The organism is Shinella sp. SUS2 (genome assembly GCF_001262505.1).
Taxonomy (GTDB): domain Bacteria; phylum Pseudomonadota; class Alphaproteobacteria; order Rhizobiales; family Rhizobiaceae; genus Shinella.
Map to the genome: position 1 here is coordinate 268,911 of NZ_KQ410726.1, position 16,797 is coordinate 285,707.

The following is a 16,797-nucleotide window of genomic DNA, read 5'->3' on the forward strand; positions in this document are numbered from 1 at the left end:
GCACGCTTCAAGCGCTTGAAACACAAGGGAGCAATGGGCTTCCGGGCGTGCACCGGCAATGGACAACTGACATGACCTACAGCGAAAACCTCTGGCTCTTCTTCCTGCTCGTCTCCGGCATCATCATCGTGCCCGGCATGGACATGGTCTTCGTGCTGGCGAGCTCCCTTTCCGGCGGGCGCAAGGCGGGGCTCTCGGCGACCTTCGGCATCATGGCGGGCGGCCTCGTGCATACGCTCTATGCGGCGCTCGGCGTCGGCATGCTCCTGCATTTCGCGCCGGGCCTGTTCAACGGCCTGCTGCTTCTCGGCGCCGCCTATGTCGCCTTCATCGGCTGGCAGCTCTTCCGCTCCTCGATCGTGGTGGACGCTGTCGGCAGTCTCGACCGGCGCGGCCTTGCGACCCGCTTTCGCCAGGGCGCGCTGACGAGCCTGATGAACCCGAAGGCCTATCTCTTCATGCTCGCGGTCTTCCCGCAGTTCCTGCGCCCGGAGTTCGGCCCGCTGTGGCGTCAGGCGCTGGTCATGCTGCTGATGATCTGGGCCACGCAGCTTGCCGTCTATGGCGGCCTCGCGCTCGCCGCCGCCCGCAGCCGCGATGCCCTGACCGGCAATCCTGCCGCCACCCGCCTCGTCGGCCGCGCCGCGGGCGTGCTGCTCGTGGCGATCGCGGTGGCTACGGTGTGGCGGGGCTGGGGGACGGTGTGAGTGTGTGAACACCCATCATTTTGGTTTTCAAAAATATTTTACTTTCCTCGACTTCCTAAAATGCAAAGATGCCCACGCATCGTAAACCGGCGGCGCGGAGGAAACCGCCCGCCAGCAACCGGGAGAACCCGATGAAGTTCAGGACTTTGGCAGCCGCGGCCGCGCTTGCGGTCATCGGCGCGGGGGCCGTCGTGGCGGCGGATGAGCCGCAGGTCGTCCGTCAGGAGATGATGAAGAAGGTCGGCGGGGCCATGGGCGCGCTTGCCGGCATCGGCAAGGGCGAGAAGCCCTACGATGCGGAGGTCGTCAAGGCATCGCTGACCACCATGAGCGAAGTGGCCAAGGCCTTCCCGGACCAGTTCCCGGCCGGTTCCGAGGCGGGCAACGAAACCGAAGCGAGCCCCAAGATCTTCGAAGCGATGGACGACTTCAAGGCGAAGTCCGCCAAGCTTGCCGCCGATGCCGATGCGATCCTTGCTGCCGGCATACCGGCGGACCAGGCGGCCGTCGGTGCCGCGCTCGGCACGATCGGCCCCAACTGTGCGGGCTGTCATGAGGTCTACCGCATCAAGAAGTGATTGCGGTAGACCATTCCACCTGAAGCGAACAGCGACCACCCCGGCAGAGTGCCGGGGCGGCGTTGCTGAACATTCCCCGCGGCGAGATCCAATCGGCACCGGGTTGTGTGAAAACGGGCGTTCCGGATGCTGCGGTGACGGGGGACGATAGGGGATTTTCATGGCACTCAAGAAACTTCTCGGCGGGATCGTCGTGCTCGGTGCGGTCGGCGCCGGCGCCTTCCTGTTTCTCACCGCGCCGGAGCGGCTGCCGGCGGAGGCCTGGGCCGCGGCGGGCACGCCGGATCTTGCGAATGGCGAGCGCATCTTCCATGCGGGCGGCTGTGCGAGCTGTCACGCCGCGCCGGGCGCGGCGGATGACCAGAAGCTGGTCCTGGCGGGCGGTCTTGCGCTGAAGAGCCCGTTCGGCACCTTCCACGCGCCGAACATTTCACCCGACGAGACGGCCGGCATCGGTGCCTGGACGCTGGCGGAGTTCGGCGACGCCATGAAGCGCGGCACTGGCCGCGACGGCGAGCATCTCTACCCGTCCTTTCCCTATGCCTCCTATGCGCGCATGACCGTCAAGGACATCGCCGATCTCTACGGCTACCTGAAGACCCTGCCGAAGAGCGGCAATGTCGCGCCCGGCCACGACCTGCCGTTTCCCTTCAACATACGCCTTGCGCTCGGCGGCTGGAAATTCCTCTATCTCAACGAGGCGCCGCGGGTGGCGCTGGCGAATGCCGACGAGACCGTCAGGCGCGGCCAGTACCTCGTGGAAGGGCCGGGCCATTGCGGCGAATGCCATACGCCGCGCGATGTCATCGGCGGGCTTGAGACGGGCCTGTGGCTGGCCGGCGGGCCGAACCCGGAAGGTGAGGGGCGGGTGCCCAACATTACGCCGGCCGAGGGCGGCTTCGGCAGCTGGAGCGCGGGCGACATCGTCAGCTATCTCGAAACGGGATTCACCCCGGAATTCGACAGCGTCGGCGGCGCCATGGTGTCGGTGCAGAAGAACATGGTGCTGCTGCCCAAGGAAGACCGCGAGGCGATCGCGGCCTATCTGAAGGCGATTCCGGCGCATTGAGGCGGGGCGGTCTCCGGCTCGGCAGCGTCAGCCCATCTCACTCCACCCCATTTCACTGTGGTCATCCTCGGCCTTGAGCCGAGGATTCAGGGCTCGCCCGGCACGTGGATGCTTGGCTCACGGCCGAGCATGACCGAGGAGCGGGGCAGTAACGCCTCCGCGCCCAAAGTGGAGGGTAACCGGCACGGCAAAGGAGGGCGATCATGCCATCACGCCGGCGCTTTGCGATGCTCGTCACCATACATTGCCAGATAGTCGAAAAGCTCGGTGGTGCCGAGGCCGATGGCGTCGAGAATTTCGCGCGCGAAGGAGACCGGGGCCGCGCCCGAGGCGGTGATGACGGCGCGGTCGCGGACGGCCTGCGGCTGGTCGCGGTAGAGCGCCGCGCCGCGATAGGCCGGCACGACGTCCGGCAGCTGGCCGCGATAGTTGCCGGTGTGCGCCCGGTCGTCGAGCAGGCCGAGGCGGCCAAGCGCCAGCGTCGCATCGCAGATGCCGGCGACCGGTTTTCCGGCCGAAACGAAGCGCGCGACCGGAGCCGAAAGGTCGGGCGCCTCGCCGGATTGCCAGATCGTGCCGCCGCACAGCACGAGCACGTCGAAATCGGCGGGCGCGGCATCCTCCGCCCTGCCGGCGGATTTTATGGAGACGCCGCCGAGGGAGGTCACGTCCGCGCCGCCGGGCGTCAGGATGACGGTCTCGGCGCCGCAGTCGCCGCGCGCCGTCGCCATCAGCAGCCCGCATTCCCAGTCGGCATATCCCTCGGTCAGCACGATCGCCAGTCTCTTCGCCATGTCGGTGTCCTCCTCTTCGAATCGATCAGCCCAGAGACTGAACGTATCGCATACCGGTCACCGGGCCGGCGCGGAAATTCATCTGCTCGTAGAAGCGGTGCGCACCGAAATTGCCGGTCGCCGCGCTCACCGAAAGGTAGCCGCAGCCGGCGATGCGGGCGTGTTCGCGGGCGCGCGAGACGAGGTGGCGGCCGATGCCGTGGCCGCGATGGTCCTTGCGCACGAAGATCTGGTGCAGCTCCATGCCGCGCTGGCCTTCGAGCGCGCGGTACATCGGCACAAGCAGGGCGTACCCGATCAGGCGGCCGCCGGCTTCGGCGACGAGCGCGGTGATCCAGGGATGGGCGCCGAAGAGATCGCGGTCGAGGTCGACGGCCGAGACCTTCGCCGTGTCGCCGTGGCATTCGGCGTGCAGGGCGATCATGTCGAGAATCTGCTGCAGGTCGCCCGGGCGCGCGGCGCGGATGGTCAGCATCGGCGGGCGATCAAGGGCGGCGGGGTCGAGTTTGATGACGGTATTCTGCATTTCGGGCTCCTAGGGTTTTGTGCCATCAGGTGCCCAGAAACAACAAAGCCGCCTGATGGCGGCTTGTTGACATGATCGAACAGCCGCTCCTTATCGGAACAGCCAAAAATACGTCGCGGCGATGTGCGTGCTCTTGATCATGGAGGCGATATTCTCGAAATCGCGCCGTTTGTCAATCGGCTTTCGTCGACACCTGCAAAAAGCGGGATGAAAGCGGAGGCGGTCAGACCCCCGCTTCCTCCGTGCCGGCGACGGATTGCCCTTCCGCCGTGCCTGCCTGCTGGGTGTCGTCGATGCCGAGCTGCTGCTTGATGGCGCGGCGGATGTCTTCCTCGATCGCCGATCGCTCTTCCTCGGGAAGCTGCGCCAGGCTCTCCTCGGTCAGGCCGCGGGCCTCCAGCATTTCCTTGCGCAGCCGCTCGGCCGGCGTCATCTTGGAAAGCTCCAGGAACTCGGACATCAGGCTGGCGCTCTCGTCCTCGGCCTTGTCGAGCTTGGCCTGGGTCAGCCACAGCGCGTTGGCAAGACCGGAGGGGATCGGGGCCGTGGGGCTGACGGTCGGGACGTTGCGCCCCGAGCCGCCGCCGCCCGTGCCGTCGTAAAGGCTTTCCCCGCTCGTCGCGCGCGGCTTGCCGTAGGTGTAGGCGGAAAGCATGCTGCCGTCGATCTTCATGGAAGGGCTCCCGGAACCTTGATTGCGGGAACCATTACAGGTTGCAGCTTTTGCGAGCCTTGCCGCCCTTTACACGTCGCTCTCGATGCGGCCCGAACCGAGCCGCACGACATGGTCCTGCGGGGCGATGACGCTCTTGCGATGGGTGACGGCAAGGATGGTCACGTCGCCCGCAAGCCCGCGGATATGCTGCATGATGCCCGCTTCCGTCGCCTCGTCCAGTGCCGAGCTCGCCTCGTCGAGGAAGAGGAACTGCGGGTCGGCATAGAGCGCGCGGGCGATGGCGATGCGCTGCCGTTCTCCGCCGGAAAGCTTCATGCCGCGCTCGCCGACCATGGTCTCGAATCCCTCCGGCAGGCCTTCGATGAAGGCTAGGATCGCCGCCTTTTCCGCCGCGCGCCGCAGCCGCTGCGGGTCGAGGACGCGGCCGAGCACGATGTTGACGGCGAGCGTGTCGTTGAGCAGCACCGCCTCCTGCGGCACGATGCCGACGGCGGCATACCAGTCGCGCTGGGAAACGCCATCGAGGTCGATGCCGTCGACGGTGATGCGGCCCGCCTGCGGGCGGATGGATTTCAGCGCGAGGCGCAGCAGGGTCGATTTGCCGGAGCCGGTTTCGCCGACGAGATAGGTGATGCGCCCGCGCGTCGCGGCAAAGCCGATCCTCTCGACGCCGCGGCCGTTCTCGTGGGCATAGGAGACATTTTCGAAGGCGAGGCGCCCGTCGTCGGGCGAAAAACCGCCCGACGTGCCCGTATCCGGCTCTTCGGGCGCGGCCCAGATGCGGGCGAGCGGCAGCAGCGAGGCGCGGGCGCGCACCACGTCGTCGAGCGCATGGCCGATCATCTCGAAGGGCTGGTTGAGCTGCAGCAGCAGCGTGTTGAACAGCACGATGTCGCCGACGCTGAGATCGCCCGCCCGGTAGCGCGGCAGGAGGAGCAGGAAGGTGATGACGAACTGCAAAGCGAGCCCGGCGCCCATCAGCGACGAATAGCCGATGCGTCGGCGGCAGAAGGCCGCCCAGTTGTCGCGCTCCTCTCCGGCCTTTCCGGCAAAACGCGCCTGCATCCAGCCATGGCTGCCGAAATGGCGCAGCGTCTCCATGGCCGTCATGGCATTGCCGATGAACTTGGCGTTCTCCTGCCCGGCTTCGATCGCCGCGTCGAGATATTGCCGTGTGCGATGGTTGGCGATGGCCGTCAGCGTGATGAAGACGCCGCCATAGGCGACGACGATCAAGACGACCTCGAGATTGATCGTCGCCCCGAGCATGACGAGCGCCAGCGTGATCTGGGTGATGCCGGGAATGAAGACGATGAGCGCGAGCTGCACCAGCGTCATCATCGCGCCCTGGCCGCGCTGGCCGGCGCTTTCGATCTCGGCCGGGTTGTGCTCGGTGAAGAAGGCGGCCTGTTTCTTCAGCAGCCGCTCGAACAGGCTGGTGCTGGCGATGAAGCTGAGGTTCTCCGCGCTCATGTAGGAGAGATACTGCACCATGTGCTGGAGGGCTGCCGCGATGCCGATGAGCAACGCATAGACGACAAGACCGGCCGCCAGCATCTCCGCCATCCGGTCGGCGGCCATGGCGTCGATGAGGCGCGAGAAGAGGTAGGGCGCGGCGATGGAGGCGATCGCCGAAAGGAAGACGATGATCGCGACGAGCGCCAGCAGGCCACGCGAGGAGCGCCAGTAGTTGGCAAGGATGATCTTCACCGGCGCGGCAATGAGCCGCCAGTCGTCTTGCATGGCGAATCTCCGGGAGGAGAGGAGGAGGCGGCATAGTGAAAAGGCCGGCGCGCGGTGGCAATCGCGCGCCGGCCGGATGGCGGATCACGTCTTCGTTACGGCAGCGTATAGGCGATGACGTAGTCGCCGGGCTTGGTGCCGACGGAGCCGTGTCCGCCGGCGACGATCAGCACATATTGCCTGTCGCCGGCCGTGTAGGTCATCGGCGTGGCCTGTCCGCCCGCGGGAAGCCGGGCCTCCCAGAGCTGGCGGCCGCTCGTCAGGTCGTAGGCGCGCAGGTAGTCGTCCACTGCGGCTCCGAGGAAGGCAACGCCGCCCTTGGTGATCATCGGACCGCCGATGCCGGGCACGCCGACCTTGAAGGGCAGCGGCAGCGGCGTCATGTCCATGACCGTGCCGTTCTTGTGCTTCCAGGCGATCTCGCCGGTGGCAAGGTTCGCTCCGGCGACATAGCCCCATGGCGGCGCCTGGCAGGGAATGCCGAGCGGGCCGAGGAACGGGCCCATGAAGACGCCGTAGGGCGCGCCCTCGTTGCGGTTGAGGCCCTGTTCTGAGCCCTTCTCGCCCTGGCCCTTCGGCGGGATTTGGTCACGCGGCACGAGGCGGGAGGTGAAGGCGAGGTAGGTCGGCATGCCGAACATCACCTGCCGCTCCGGATCGACCGCCACGGAGCCCCAGTTGAACGTGCCGAAATTACCGGGATAGACGATCGTGCCTTCCAGCGAAGGCGTTGTGTAGCGGCCTTCGTACTTCATCGACAGGAAGTCGATGCGGCAGGCGAGCTGGTCGAACATGCTGATGCCCCACATGTCCCTTTCCCTGAGCGGCGGCGGCATGAAGGTGAGGCCGGAGACCGGCTGGGTCGGCGCGGTGAAGTCCTCGGGGATGGCGCCGGTCGGTGCCGGCACTTCCTTGACCTCGATGATCGGCTCGCCGGTGCGCCGGTCGAGCACGTAGATGTCGCCCTGCTTGGTGGGGCCCACGAGGGCGGGGATGGTGGCGCCGTCCCTGGTGATGTCGATCAGCGCCGGCTGGGCCGGCACGTCCATGTCCCAGAGGTCGTGGTGAACCGTCTGGCGCACCCAGCGCACCGCGCCCGTCTTGATGTCGAGCGCGACGATGGAGGAGGCGTATTTCTCGACATGCTCGCTGCGGCCCATGCCGAGCTGGTCGGGCACGCGGTTGCCGAGCGGGATATAGACGAGGCCGAGGGCGTCGTCATAGCTGAAGACCGACCAGGAATTCGGCGAATTGACCGTATAGACCTTGCCCTCGGGCAGCGGCGTCGTGACGTCCGGATTGCCGGAATCCCAGTTCCAGACGAGCGCGCCGGTGTTGACGTCGAAGGCGCGGATGACGCCCGACTGCGACTGGGTGGAGTAGTTGTCGTTCACCGCGCCGCCGATGATGATCTTGCCGTCGGTGATGACGGGCGGCGAGGTGGAATAGTAGTAGCCGGCCGGATTGTAGGGCATGCCCTGCTCGAGCTGCAGCACGCCGTTTTCGGCGAAGCTCGTGCAGACGTCGCCCGTCGCCGCGTCGAGCGCGATCAGCCGGGCGTCCGAGGTCGGCAGATAGACCCGCGTGGCGCAGGTCGTGCCGGCGGCCACGGCCGGATCGGCATAATACGTCACGCCGCGGCAGGTCTGGTGCTGGCGGTCCGGGTTCATGCCGGAGTTGGAATCGTATTTCCATTTCTCCTTGCCCGAGGCCGCATCGAGCGCGATTGCCCAGTTGTGCGGCGTGCACATGTAGAGCGTGTCGCCGATCTTCAGCGGTGTCACCTGATAGGTGGTCTCGCCGACATCGTCGGGCAGCTTCACGTCGCCGGTCTGGTACTGCCAGGCGACTTTCAGCGTGCCGACATTCTCCGTGTTGATCTGGTCGAGCGGCGAATAGCGCTGGCCGTATTGCGTGCGGCCATATTGGTGCCATTCACCGGATGGCACATTGCCGCCGAGGGCGGGCGTGGCGTTGACGACGTCGGTCGGCAGGCTGCCGGCCACGTCGTGCGGGTCCTGCGTCATCGCAAAGCCGGCAACGCCGACGGAGACGAGCACGGCAACGGCGAGCGGCAGGGCCGAGGCCGGGTAGGGCGTGCCGGTGGGGCTGGCAAAACCGAGCGGGCGGCGGATGGCCGGCAGCATCAGCCACAGGCCGAGTAGCACGATGACGCCGCCGCGCGGGCCGAGCTGCCACCAGTCGAAACCGACTTCCCAGATCGCCCAGCCGAGCGAACCGAGGATGACGAGGGCGTAAAGCCAGAGCGCCGCGCCGGAGCGGCGCAGCAGAAGCACGGCGGTGACGAGGAAGGCAAGGCCGGTGACGAGATAATAGGGGCTGCCGCCGAGCGACAGCAGCCACCCGCCTCCGCCCGTCAGCACCAATCCGATGATGGCGAAGAGGGCGGCGGTCAGTGTGAGCAACATGGGGATCTCCGTTGGTGCTGCCGACCGGGGAGGAGGCCGACAAGACGTCCGGCTCAAGGAGGGACACGGGAGAAATTAGGGCGGAATCGTGGCGCTTCAATCCCGGAGAAGGGGAGAAGAGAAAATAATACTTTTAGACTCATGTTTTGAGGGCGAAACCATCACACGGGGAACTTGCCCTTCACCCTAACCCTCTCCCTGCAAGCGGGGAGAGGGGACGTGCCCCACGAACGGGTGTTGCTTGGGGAAAACGGCGCGGCGTATCCCTTCGCCCCGCTTGCGGGGAGAAGGTGGCCGGCAGGCCGGATGAGGGGCAAGCGCCCCGGGTGATGGGCGCCTACAAGGAAGGGGCGGCCTTCAACCCCATTTCGGTCACGTCCCGCAGAAGGTTGCGGTGATCTCCTCGCCGGGCTTGGGCGGCAGGGCATAGGCGGCGAAGGCGGGCTGGTCCTCGTAGGGCCGCGCCAGCACGTCGTTCAGCGCCGAAAACAGCGAGAAGTCGCCGTGGTCGACCGCCGCCGCCAGCGCCTCCTCGACCTTGTGGTTGCGTGGGATGAAGGCGGGGTTGACGCTGCGCATCGCCGCAGCGCGCGCCTGCGGGGTCCCGGCCTCCCGCGCCAGCCGCGCGCGCCAGAGGGCAAGCCAGGGCGCAAGCGTGCCGGGCGTTTCGAGAAGGTCTTCCAGGGCTGCGTCCGCTGCCTCGCTTTCGGCCGCGTCGGCAAGGCGCCGGAAGGCGAGCGTATAATCCGCCTTCTGCTCGTAGAGCGTGACCATGAGGTCGCGGATCAGGCCCTGGTCGTCGTCGTCTTCCTCGGCGCCAAGGCCGATCTTCGCCCGGATCACCGCCTTCCAGTGATCCTGGAAGCGATCCATGAAGCGGCCAACGGCTGCGTTCGCCATCGCCACCGCCTTGTCCTGGTCGTCGTCGAGAAGGGCAAGCAGCGCCTCGGCAAGCCGGGCGATGTTCCACTGGCCGATGGCGGGCTGGTTGCCGAAGGCATAGCGCCCGTTGCGGTCGATGGAGGAATAGACGGTGCGCGGATCGTAGTGATCCATGAAGGCGCAGGGACCGAAATCGATCGTCTCGCCCGATACCGTCATGTTGTCGGTGTTCATCACGCCGTGGATGAAGCCGACGCCGAGCCATTTCGCGATCAGCGACGCCTGCCGGTCGGCGACGGCGTCGAGCAGCGCGAGATAGGGGTTTTCCGCGCCCTTCAGCGCCGGATAGTGCCTGTCGATGACATGGTCGGCGAGCACGCGCTCATTCTCCGTGTCGCCGCGGGCGGCGAAGAACTGGAAGGTGCCGACGCGGATATGGCTTGCGGCGACGCGGGTGAAGACCGCGCCGGGCAGCACCCGGTCGCGATAGACCGGCTGGCCGGTGGCGACCGCCGCCAGCGCCCGCGTCGTCGGTATGCCGAGTGCATGCATGGCCTCGCTGACGATATATTCGCGCAGCACCGGCCCGAGCGCCGCCCGCCCGTCGCCGCGGCGCGAATAGGGCGTCTGGCCGGCGCCCTTCAACTGGATGTCGCGCCGACGGCCGTCGCGGTCGATCACCTCGCCGAGGAGGATCGCCCGTCCGTCGCCGAGCTGCGGCACGAACTGGCCGAACTGGTGGCCGGCATAGGCCATGGCAAGCGGCAGCGAGCCGGGCAGCGGCACGTTGCCGGAAAAATAGCCCGCGCCGTGCCGCTCCAGCGCATCCGCATCAAGGCCGAGTTCCCCGGCAAGCGTGCGGTTGAACGCGATCAGCCGCGGCGCTTCCACCGGGCTCGGATCGACCGGCGCGAAGAAGAGGTCCGGCAGGCGCGCATAGCTGTTGTCGAAGTCGACGGGGCGGCCGTCGTCGCTGCGCTGCGGGTTGGTGGCGTTGCTCATGGCGTCCTCTTGCGGCGTTCTCGTCTCGTTTGCCTATAGGTAGCGATGCGCGGCCGGAATGAAAGGGCCGGTGCAAGGAGGCTCGCTTGCCGTCCCTCAGGCGCGGTGCTAGCGTTCGGTGACAAGCCATGCCGGTTCAACATGTCGGGGTCCTGCCAGATGCGTGCGCTCGCGGTCTTTTTGCTGTTCCCGTCCATCGCCTGCGCGCAAACCTGCGGCGCCTGGAGCGCCGCCGTCTCCGAGGAGGAGGAAGGGCCTGTCATGCTGGCCGCAGTCTGTGTCGGCGCCGGGACGACGGAAAGCAACCTCTTCCTGAAATGCGGCCCGGAAGGTCAGTTGAACCTGCGGTTCCTTCCCGCTGCGGCGCTGGATTTTCCGCCGGGCGACGGCGGGGATTTTTCCAGCCCGCTGCGTCTTTCCGTCGACGGCGAAGCATTCGACCGGCCGGCGCATTACGAGGCGATGGACGGCGCGATGGTCAGCGAGGTCCCGCTCGCGGGCCCGCTGGTCGATCGGCTGAAGGCGGGCAAGGCGCTCACCGTCGCCTATCCCGAAACGGCATTCAAGCCGCTCGCCCTTCCGCTGACGGGCTCGAAGGCGGCGATCGACAAGCTGGTGGCCGCCTGCACCGGCTCCTGACGCCGCGCCGTGCCGCCGTGTGGAATTTCATGACCTTCTGAATAAGCGGGCGGCGCCGTCCGTCCCCTTTTCAAGCATGCATTGGGTGAGCGAATGTCCGGTTGCCGGCGTGCCGGCGGACCGCGATCATGCCTCGGGGAGGGTATCGTGCAGCGGAATGTCCATCGGTGGGTCGCGGCGCTTGCCGCCTGTCTTGTTCTTCTCGTCGCGCCTGCGGCCTTTGCCGCCGAACGCTACGCGCTCCTCATCGGCAATGCCGAATACGAGGATGCCGAGCCGCTGGAAAATCCGCTGAACGACATCGACCTCGTCGGCGAGGCGCTGGAGCGGGTGGAGTTCGACGTGACGCGCGTCACCGATGCCGACCATCTCGGCATGCTTTCGGCGCTCAACAACTTCACGCGGCTGGCGGAGAAGGCTGAGGACCCGGTGCTCTTCGTCTATTTCTCCGGCTATGCGGTGCAGATCGACGGCGACAATTTCCTGCTGCCGGTCGATGCCTCCGGCCGCACCGTCACGGGCCTGCGCAACCGTTCGCTGCCCGTCTCGGAAATCACGAAGACGCTGCGCGGGCTCGGCAAGGGCCTGAAGGTCGTGCTGTTCGACGCCGCACACGAAAACCCGTTCCTGACGCTGCGCGACATCCCGGAAGGGCTCGCCGAGCCGAAGGACGCCGCGGGCGTGCACTATGCCTATGCCGCCGCGCCCGGCATCGCCTATGACTACGAGGGAACGCCGATCAGCGCCTTCGCTTCGGCCTTCGTCGATGCGATCAGCATTCCCGGCATCGTGCTGGAGGATGCCTTCCGCAAGACCGGCGAGATCGTCAAGGAGCGCAGCAAGGGCAAGCAGGAGACCTGGCAGAGCGATGCAGACTACGGAAAGTTCGCCCTGAGCCCGAAGGACGACAAGGTCGACGAGGCCGAGATCGCCTTCTACGAATTCGCCTCGCTCGCCGACAACCGCGAGGCCTATGACCGCTATCTCGGCCGCTATCCCGAGGGCATCTTCGCTTCTGTTGCCAAGCGCAAGATCGACCTTCTCGCCCGGCGCTTTTCCGGCGACCGCGAGGTGAGCGACGAGATGCCCTATCTCACGGTATCCAACGACCGGGGCGATCCCTGCGGGCGCATCACCTTCGGCGACTATGCGCAGGATCGTCGTCTTTCCGATGTCTACAAGGACGGTCAGCTGGTGCTGATCGACGTCCGCTTCTGGTATCCGCCGGAAGGCTGCGACTATCTCTCCTACTTCACCACGGTCTATTCGCATGAGCGGCTGCGCAACGTCATCACCGCGGCCAGCATTCCCGAGCGGCGCATCTATGTCGCGAGCCGGGACGATCTCAGCCCCAGCGAGGAGCGCGCGATCTACGACTATTTCGACGAGGACCGCCGTGGTTACGCGCAGTCCCTGATGTTCCGCGCGATCAACGAGGAGCGCCGCCACAGCCTTGGCGTCGCCCTCAAGACGCCGGATGACAATGCCCGCGAATATGTCGACGAGGTGGAATGCGGCGACGGGTGCCTGCGCGTGCGCGGCCTCGTGCGTTTCCGCGACAACAGCGTGCGCGCGCTGGAGGACTACGAGTTCGACTTCGTCGACGTGCGCCGCCTCGGGCTCTACGACAAGTACCGCGCCGCGCTGCGCGATTTCCCGGACGAGCAGCACGCGTCAAGCGACACGGCCGGCCACGACACGAAGACGGACGGCTATGCCGCGGAGGCCAGCCAAGAGACGAAGACGGATGCCTATGGCGAAACCGCTGCCGCCGGCCACGACGACGGCTACGGCAAGGACGCCGATCCCTACCGCGCCGCGCGCACGGTCGGCGGTTGGGAGATCGCCGCGGATTTCTCCGGCGACCGCCGCTTCCTGAACTGCCGCGCCACCCGCAGCGGCGAGGGCGGCCGCCACGCCGCCTTCCGCTGGTACGACGACGGCCATGTCACCTTCGGCTTCCAGGACACGGCCTACGACTACCGCGACGACTACACGAACGACGCGACATACTGGATCGACGACGGTGCTGGTTACGACGTCAAGGGCAAGGCCTATGGTGGCCAGGAGATCGCCTACGACCTCGGTCGCGACGGCGGGGTGATCGACGCACTGAAGCGGGGGAACACCATCCGTATCGGCGACGTGCGGACGAGCCTGAAAGGCTCGAGCGCGATGCTGGACGACCTCAAGGCATGTGTGGCGGCGTTCCGGTAGGGCGCCGCAGTGGCTGCCTCTCATCCGCCTGCCGGCCCCTTATCCCCACAAGCGGGGAGAAGGGATTTGCTGCACTGGTTTCCCACCAGGAGGAGATGGTCGAATGCAGGAAAGCCTCACGGCTTGCTTCCTTCTCCCCGCCTGCGGGGAGAAGGTCGCGGCAGCGGGATGAGGGGCTAAACCTCCGCCTGCGGGTCGCCGTCACATCTTCCCCGCCACCTTGATCGCGAAGGCATATTCGAAGGCGATTTCCTCCAGGCGCTGGAAGCGGCCCGAGGCGCCGCCGTGGCCGGCGCCCATATTGGTCTTGAGGAGGATCGGTTCGCCGCCGGTGGTCTTTTCGCGCAGCCGGGCGACCCATTTGGTCGGCTCCCAATAGGTGACGCGCGGGTCGGTGAGGCCGGAGAGCGCGAGGATGGCGGGGTAGGCCTTGGCCTCCACGTTGTCGTAGGGCGAGTAGCTGGCCATCAACTGGTAGAAGTCCTTGCTCTCGATCGGGTTGCCCCATTCGGGCCATTCCGGCGGGGTGAGCGGCAAGGTGTCGTCCAGCATGGTGTTGAGCACGTCGACGAAGGGCACGGCGGCGATGATGCCGCCGAACTTTTCCGGCGCCATGTTGGCGATCGCGCCCATCAGCATGCCGCCGGCCGAGCCGCCCTCGGCGACGATGTTCGCGTAGGACGTGAACTTCTCCTGATTCAGATAGTCGGCTGCGGCGACGAAGTCTTTGAAGGTGTTGGTCTTCTTGTCCATCTTGCCGTTTTCGTACCAGGCGAAACCCTTGTCCTTGCCGCCGCGGATATGGGCGATGGCATAGACGAAGCCACGGTCGACCAGCGACAGGCAATTGGTGTTGAAGGACGCCGGGATGGTGATGCCGTAGGCGCCGTAGCCGTAGAGCAGGCAGGGTGCGGAACCGTCGAGGGGCGTGTCCTTGCGGTAGAGCAGGGTGACCGGCACCGTCTCGCCATCCCAGGCGGGGGCGAAGACGCGGCGGGTGACATAGTCGTCGATCGTGTGGCCGGAGGGCACTTCCTGCGTCTTCAGAAGCGTGCGCTCGCGCGTCGCCATGTTGTAGTCGAAGAGCTGCGAGGGCGTCGTCATCGAGGAATAGGAGAAGCGGATGACGTCGGTGTCGTATTCCGCCGCGCCCGAAAGGCCGAGCGAATAGGCTTCTTCCGCGAAGGCGATGGCGTGTTCCTCGCCCGTCGCGCGGTCGCGCACGACGATGCGCGGCAGGCCTTCATGGCGCTCCAGCCAGACGAGGTGGCGGGCAAAGGCCATGTGGTTGAGGATCAGCGTGCCCGGGCGATGCGGCACGACCTCCGTCCAGTTCTCGCGGCCCGGCGCCGTCACCGGCGTTTGGCAGATCTTGAAGTCCTTGGCGCCGTCGGCATTGGTAAGGATGTAGAAGACGTCGCCGCCTTCCGTCATCGAATATTCAAGGCCCACTTGGCGCGGAGCGACGAGGACCGGGGTCGCAAGTAGGTCCTTGGTGGAGAGCAGGCGGTATTCGCTCGTCTCGTGGTCGTGGATGTCGATGTAGATGAAGTCGTCGATCAGCGAGCCGCCGACCGACATGAAGAAGCCGGCATCCTTCTCCTCATAGACGAGGCGGTCGTTTTCCTGCCGCTCCCCGAGGATGTGGTGGAAGATTTTCGACGGACGGTGGTTCTCGTCGAGCGCGGTGTAGAAGAAGCTCTTCGCATCCGGCGCCCAGACGCCGTCGCCGCCGGTATTGACGAGGTCGTCGCCGCGGTCCTCGCCGGTCGCAAGGTCGCGCACCTTCAGCGTGAAGTATTCCGAGCCCTTGTCGTCATAGCCCCAGATGCCGAGCGAGTGGTCGGTGGAATGGCCGATGCCGGCAAGGCGGAAGTACTGCTTGCCCGCCGCCTCCTTGTCACCGTCGAGCAGGATGGTGCGTTCGCCGCCGTCGCGCGGTTCGCGGAAGTAACGCGGCTGCTCGCCGCCGGTGACATAGGCGGTGCCATAGGCGAAGGGGCCGTCCTTGACGGGCACCGAGCTGTCGTCCTCCTTGATACGGCCGCGCATCTCGGCAAACAGGGTCTTCTGCAGCGCCTCGGTGTCGGCCATCGCAGCCGTCATATAGGCGTTCTCCGCCTCCAGATGCGTGCGGATCTCCGGCTGGAGGATCGAGGGGTCCTTGAACATCGCCTGCCAGTTCTCGTCGCGGAACCAGGCGTAGTCGTCGGTGCGGGTGATGCCGTGGCGGGTATCGGAGACCGGCTTCTTGGCGGCGACGGGGGCGGCGGGCAGATTTTTGAAGACGGGCAAGATTTCACTCCGGCAAATCGGTAGGCGGGATCAGAGAGATAGAGAGCCCTGCGGCCTGCATCAAGCGTTCAGCCCGCCCGACGGGCGAAAAGCCGGTCGTGCAACACCATGCCGGCCACCATGCAGGCAACGAAGAGGAGAGGTTCCGGCCGGCCGAGCGAAAGGGCGGCCAGCGCCGGGCCGGGGCAGAAGCCGCCGAGCCCCCAGCCGAGGCCGAACAGCGCCGAGCCGAGGATGAGCCTCCGGTCGACGGGGTGGGTATCGGGCAGGTGGAGGCCGTCCGAGAAGGCCGGGCGCGGCAGGCGGCGGATGAGGGCGAGGCCGAGCGCCATGACGGCGACGGCGCCGCCGAGCACGAAGGCAAGGCTCGGATCCCAGTCGCCAGCAAGGTCGAGGAAGCCCTGCACGCGCGCCGGGTCCAGCATGCCGGACAGGGCAAGGCCGAGGCCGAAGAGCGCGCCGCAGGCGAGCGCCGACAGGATTTGCGGGACGGGGCGGGTCACAGGCCGAAACTCCGCAGGAGCGCGACGGCGAAAACGCCGGCAACGAGGAAGCTGGCGACGGCGGCGAAGGAGCGCGGCGAAAGCCGGGCAAGGCCGACGACGCCATGACCGCTGGTGCAGCCGGAGCCCATGCGCGTGCCGAAGCCGACAAGGAGGCCCGCCGCGGCGATGAGCGGCAACGGGGCGGCGATGGTAACGGCCGGCCAGCCGCCGGCAAAGCCGCGATAGAGGATGGGGCCGAGGAGGAGGCCGGCGACGAAGGCGGCGTTGACCGCGACGTTGCTCCCCTGGGTGAGCCGGCCGAGGATGCCGCTGATGCCGGCGACCCGGCCGTTGAGGGCGAGCAGCAGCGCGGCGGCAAGGCCGATCAGCATGCCGCCGAGAAGGGAGGGGAGGTAGTCGATCATGGATTGTCCTCGTCCGTACAGAAGATCGTGTAGAGCGCGCCGACGAGCCTTGCGGCCTTTTCGGCGGTGAGGCGGTAGAAGATCTGCTTGCCTTCCCGGCGGGTCTCGACGATGCCGGCCTCACGCAGGACGTTGAGCTGTTGGGAGAGCGTCGGCTGGTGGATGCCGATCCGGCGTTCGAGGCCGCCGACGGAGAATTCGCCCTCGGCGAGGGTGCAGACCAGCATCAGCCGGGCCGGATGGGCGAGCGTCTTCAGGAGGCCGGCGACCTCGGCCGCCCGCGCCTCCATGGCCTGCGGCGGCATTGTCGCCTTGCCGCCGGGCGGTGTC

At 66.8% G+C, this 16,797-nt stretch carries 15 protein-coding genes; 5 read left to right on the top strand and 10 right to left on the bottom strand.

The window, feature by feature from the left end; translation table 11 throughout:
* Positions 1-71 precede the first annotated feature (71 nt).
* From AKG11_RS08230 to AKG11_RS08240, 3 genes are all read left to right on the top strand, one after another.
* Positions 72-707, top strand: a complete 636-nt coding sequence (locus AKG11_RS08230) for a LysE family translocator (protein WP_023516103.1) — start codon at positions 72-74, stop codon at positions 705-707.
* A gap of 131 nt (positions 708-838) precedes the next feature.
* The gene (locus tag AKG11_RS08235) at positions 839-1,285 is read left to right on the top strand and encodes a c-type cytochrome (RefSeq protein ID WP_023516104.1); all 447 of its coding nucleotides are present in this window, start codon (positions 839-841) and stop codon (positions 1,283-1,285) included.
* A gap of 160 nt (positions 1,286-1,445) precedes the next feature.
* Positions 1,446-2,354, top strand: coding sequence for a c-type cytochrome (locus tag AKG11_RS08240; protein WP_050743522.1), 909 nt, complete (start codon positions 1,446-1,448; stop codon positions 2,352-2,354).
* 209 nt (positions 2,355-2,563) lie between these two features.
* On the opposite strand, the gene AKG11_RS08245 is transcribed toward AKG11_RS08240, so the two are convergent.
* From AKG11_RS08245 to AKG11_RS08270, 6 genes are all read right to left on the bottom strand, one after another.
* Positions 2,564-3,148 (bottom strand): DJ-1/PfpI family protein, encoded by a 585-nt coding sequence (locus tag AKG11_RS08245; RefSeq protein ID WP_050743523.1) that lies wholly within the window; start codon positions 3,146-3,148, stop codon positions 2,564-2,566.
* Positions 3,149-3,173: 25 nt separating this feature from the next.
* A complete protein-coding gene (locus tag AKG11_RS08250; protein ID WP_023516107.1) occupies positions 3,174-3,674 on the bottom strand; it encodes a GNAT family N-acetyltransferase in 501 nt (166 codons plus the stop codon).
* A gap of 223 nt (positions 3,675-3,897) precedes the next feature.
* Positions 3,898-4,347 carry a hypothetical protein gene (locus AKG11_RS08255; RefSeq protein WP_050743524.1) on the bottom strand — a complete coding sequence of 150 codons (450 nt, stop codon included), beginning with the start codon at positions 4,345-4,347 and terminating at the stop codon, positions 3,898-3,900.
* 69 nt (positions 4,348-4,416) lie between these two features.
* Positions 4,417-6,093 (bottom strand): ABC transporter ATP-binding protein, encoded by a 1,677-nt coding sequence (locus tag AKG11_RS08260; RefSeq protein WP_050743525.1) that lies wholly within the window; start codon positions 6,091-6,093, stop codon positions 4,417-4,419.
* A gap of 95 nt (positions 6,094-6,188) precedes the next feature.
* On the bottom strand, positions 6,189-8,522 hold the full coding sequence (locus AKG11_RS08265) for a glucose/quinate/shikimate family membrane-bound PQQ-dependent dehydrogenase (protein ID WP_050743526.1): 2,334 nt from the start codon (positions 8,520-8,522) through the stop codon (positions 6,189-6,191).
* 372 nt (positions 8,523-8,894) lie between these two features.
* Positions 8,895-10,406 (bottom strand): protein adenylyltransferase SelO, encoded by a 1,512-nt coding sequence (locus tag AKG11_RS08270; RefSeq protein ID WP_050743527.1) that lies wholly within the window; start codon positions 10,404-10,406, stop codon positions 8,895-8,897.
* A gap of 159 nt (positions 10,407-10,565) precedes the next feature.
* Between AKG11_RS08270 and AKG11_RS08275 the strand changes: the two genes are divergently transcribed.
* Both AKG11_RS08275 and AKG11_RS08280 read left to right on the top strand, forming a co-directional pair.
* The gene (locus AKG11_RS08275; protein WP_050743528.1) at positions 10,566-11,045 is read left to right on the top strand and encodes an invasion associated locus B family protein; all 480 of its coding nucleotides are present in this window, start codon (positions 10,566-10,568) and stop codon (positions 11,043-11,045) included.
* A 147-nt stretch (positions 11,046-11,192) separates the two neighbouring features.
* Positions 11,193-13,262 carry a caspase family protein gene (locus AKG11_RS08280; protein WP_050743529.1) on the top strand — a complete coding sequence of 690 codons (2,070 nt, stop codon included), beginning with the start codon at positions 11,193-11,195 and terminating at the stop codon, positions 13,260-13,262.
* A 201-nt stretch (positions 13,263-13,463) separates the two neighbouring features.
* Here AKG11_RS08280 and AKG11_RS08285 read toward each other — a convergent pair whose 3' ends face one another.
* The 4 genes from AKG11_RS08285 to bigR form a co-directional block, all read right to left on the bottom strand.
* Complete coding sequence (locus AKG11_RS08285) at positions 13,464-15,557, bottom strand: S9 family peptidase (protein WP_050743530.1); 2,094 nt, start codon at positions 15,555-15,557, stop codon at positions 13,464-13,466.
* Positions 15,558-15,625: 68 nt separating this feature from the next.
* Positions 15,626-16,060 carry a DUF6691 family protein gene (locus AKG11_RS08290; protein WP_050743531.1) on the bottom strand — a complete coding sequence of 145 codons (435 nt, stop codon included), beginning with the start codon at positions 16,058-16,060 and terminating at the stop codon, positions 15,626-15,628.
* Positions 16,057-16,467: a YeeE/YedE family protein gene (locus AKG11_RS08295; RefSeq protein WP_050743532.1), complete on the bottom strand. Its 411-nt coding sequence runs from the start codon at positions 16,465-16,467 to the stop codon at positions 16,057-16,059. The genes AKG11_RS08290 and AKG11_RS08295 overlap by 4 nt, the downstream gene beginning before the upstream one ends.
* A complete protein-coding gene (bigR, locus tag AKG11_RS08300; protein WP_050743598.1) occupies positions 16,464-16,772 on the bottom strand; it encodes a sulfite-sensing transcriptional repressor BigR in 309 nt (102 codons plus the stop codon). The genes AKG11_RS08295 and bigR overlap by 4 nt, the downstream gene beginning before the upstream one ends.
* Positions 16,773-16,797 lie beyond the last annotated feature (25 nt).

Excerpts from the sequence above, each read along its gene's own strand:
- AKG11_RS08230 (WP_023516103.1), top strand. The coding sequence starts at position 72 with ATGACCTACAGCGAAAACCTCTGGCTCTTCTTCCTGCTCGTCTCCGGC.
- AKG11_RS08235 (WP_023516104.1), top strand. The coding sequence starts at position 839 with ATGAAGTTCAGGACTTTGGCAGCCGCGGCCGCGCTTGCGGTCATCGGC.
- AKG11_RS08240 (WP_050743522.1), top strand. The coding sequence starts at position 1,446 with ATGGCACTCAAGAAACTTCTCGGCGGGATCGTCGTGCTCGGTGCGGTC.
- AKG11_RS08245 (WP_050743523.1), bottom strand. The coding sequence starts at position 3,148 with ATGGCGAAGAGACTGGCGATCGTGCTGACCGAGGGATATGCCGACTGG.
- AKG11_RS08250 (WP_023516107.1), bottom strand. The coding sequence starts at position 3,674 with ATGCAGAATACCGTCATCAAACTCGACCCCGCCGCCCTTGATCGCCCG.
- AKG11_RS08255 (WP_050743524.1), bottom strand. The coding sequence starts at position 4,347 with ATGAAGATCGACGGCAGCATGCTTTCCGCCTACACCTACGGCAAGCCG.
- AKG11_RS08260 (WP_050743525.1), bottom strand. The coding sequence starts at position 6,093 with ATGCAAGACGACTGGCGGCTCATTGCCGCGCCGGTGAAGATCATCCTT.
- AKG11_RS08265 (WP_050743526.1), bottom strand. The coding sequence starts at position 8,522 with ATGTTGCTCACACTGACCGCCGCCCTCTTCGCCATCATCGGATTGGTG.
- AKG11_RS08270 (WP_050743527.1), bottom strand. The coding sequence starts at position 10,406 with ATGAGCAACGCCACCAACCCGCAGCGCAGCGACGACGGCCGCCCCGTC.
- AKG11_RS08275 (WP_050743528.1), top strand. The coding sequence starts at position 10,566 with ATGCGTGCGCTCGCGGTCTTTTTGCTGTTCCCGTCCATCGCCTGCGCG.
- AKG11_RS08295 (WP_050743532.1), bottom strand. The coding sequence starts at position 16,467 with ATGATCGACTACCTCCCCTCCCTTCTCGGCGGCATGCTGATCGGCCTT.
- bigR (WP_050743598.1), bottom strand. The coding sequence starts at position 16,772 with ATGCCGCCGCAGGCCATGGAGGCGCGGGCGGCCGAGGTCGCCGGCCTC.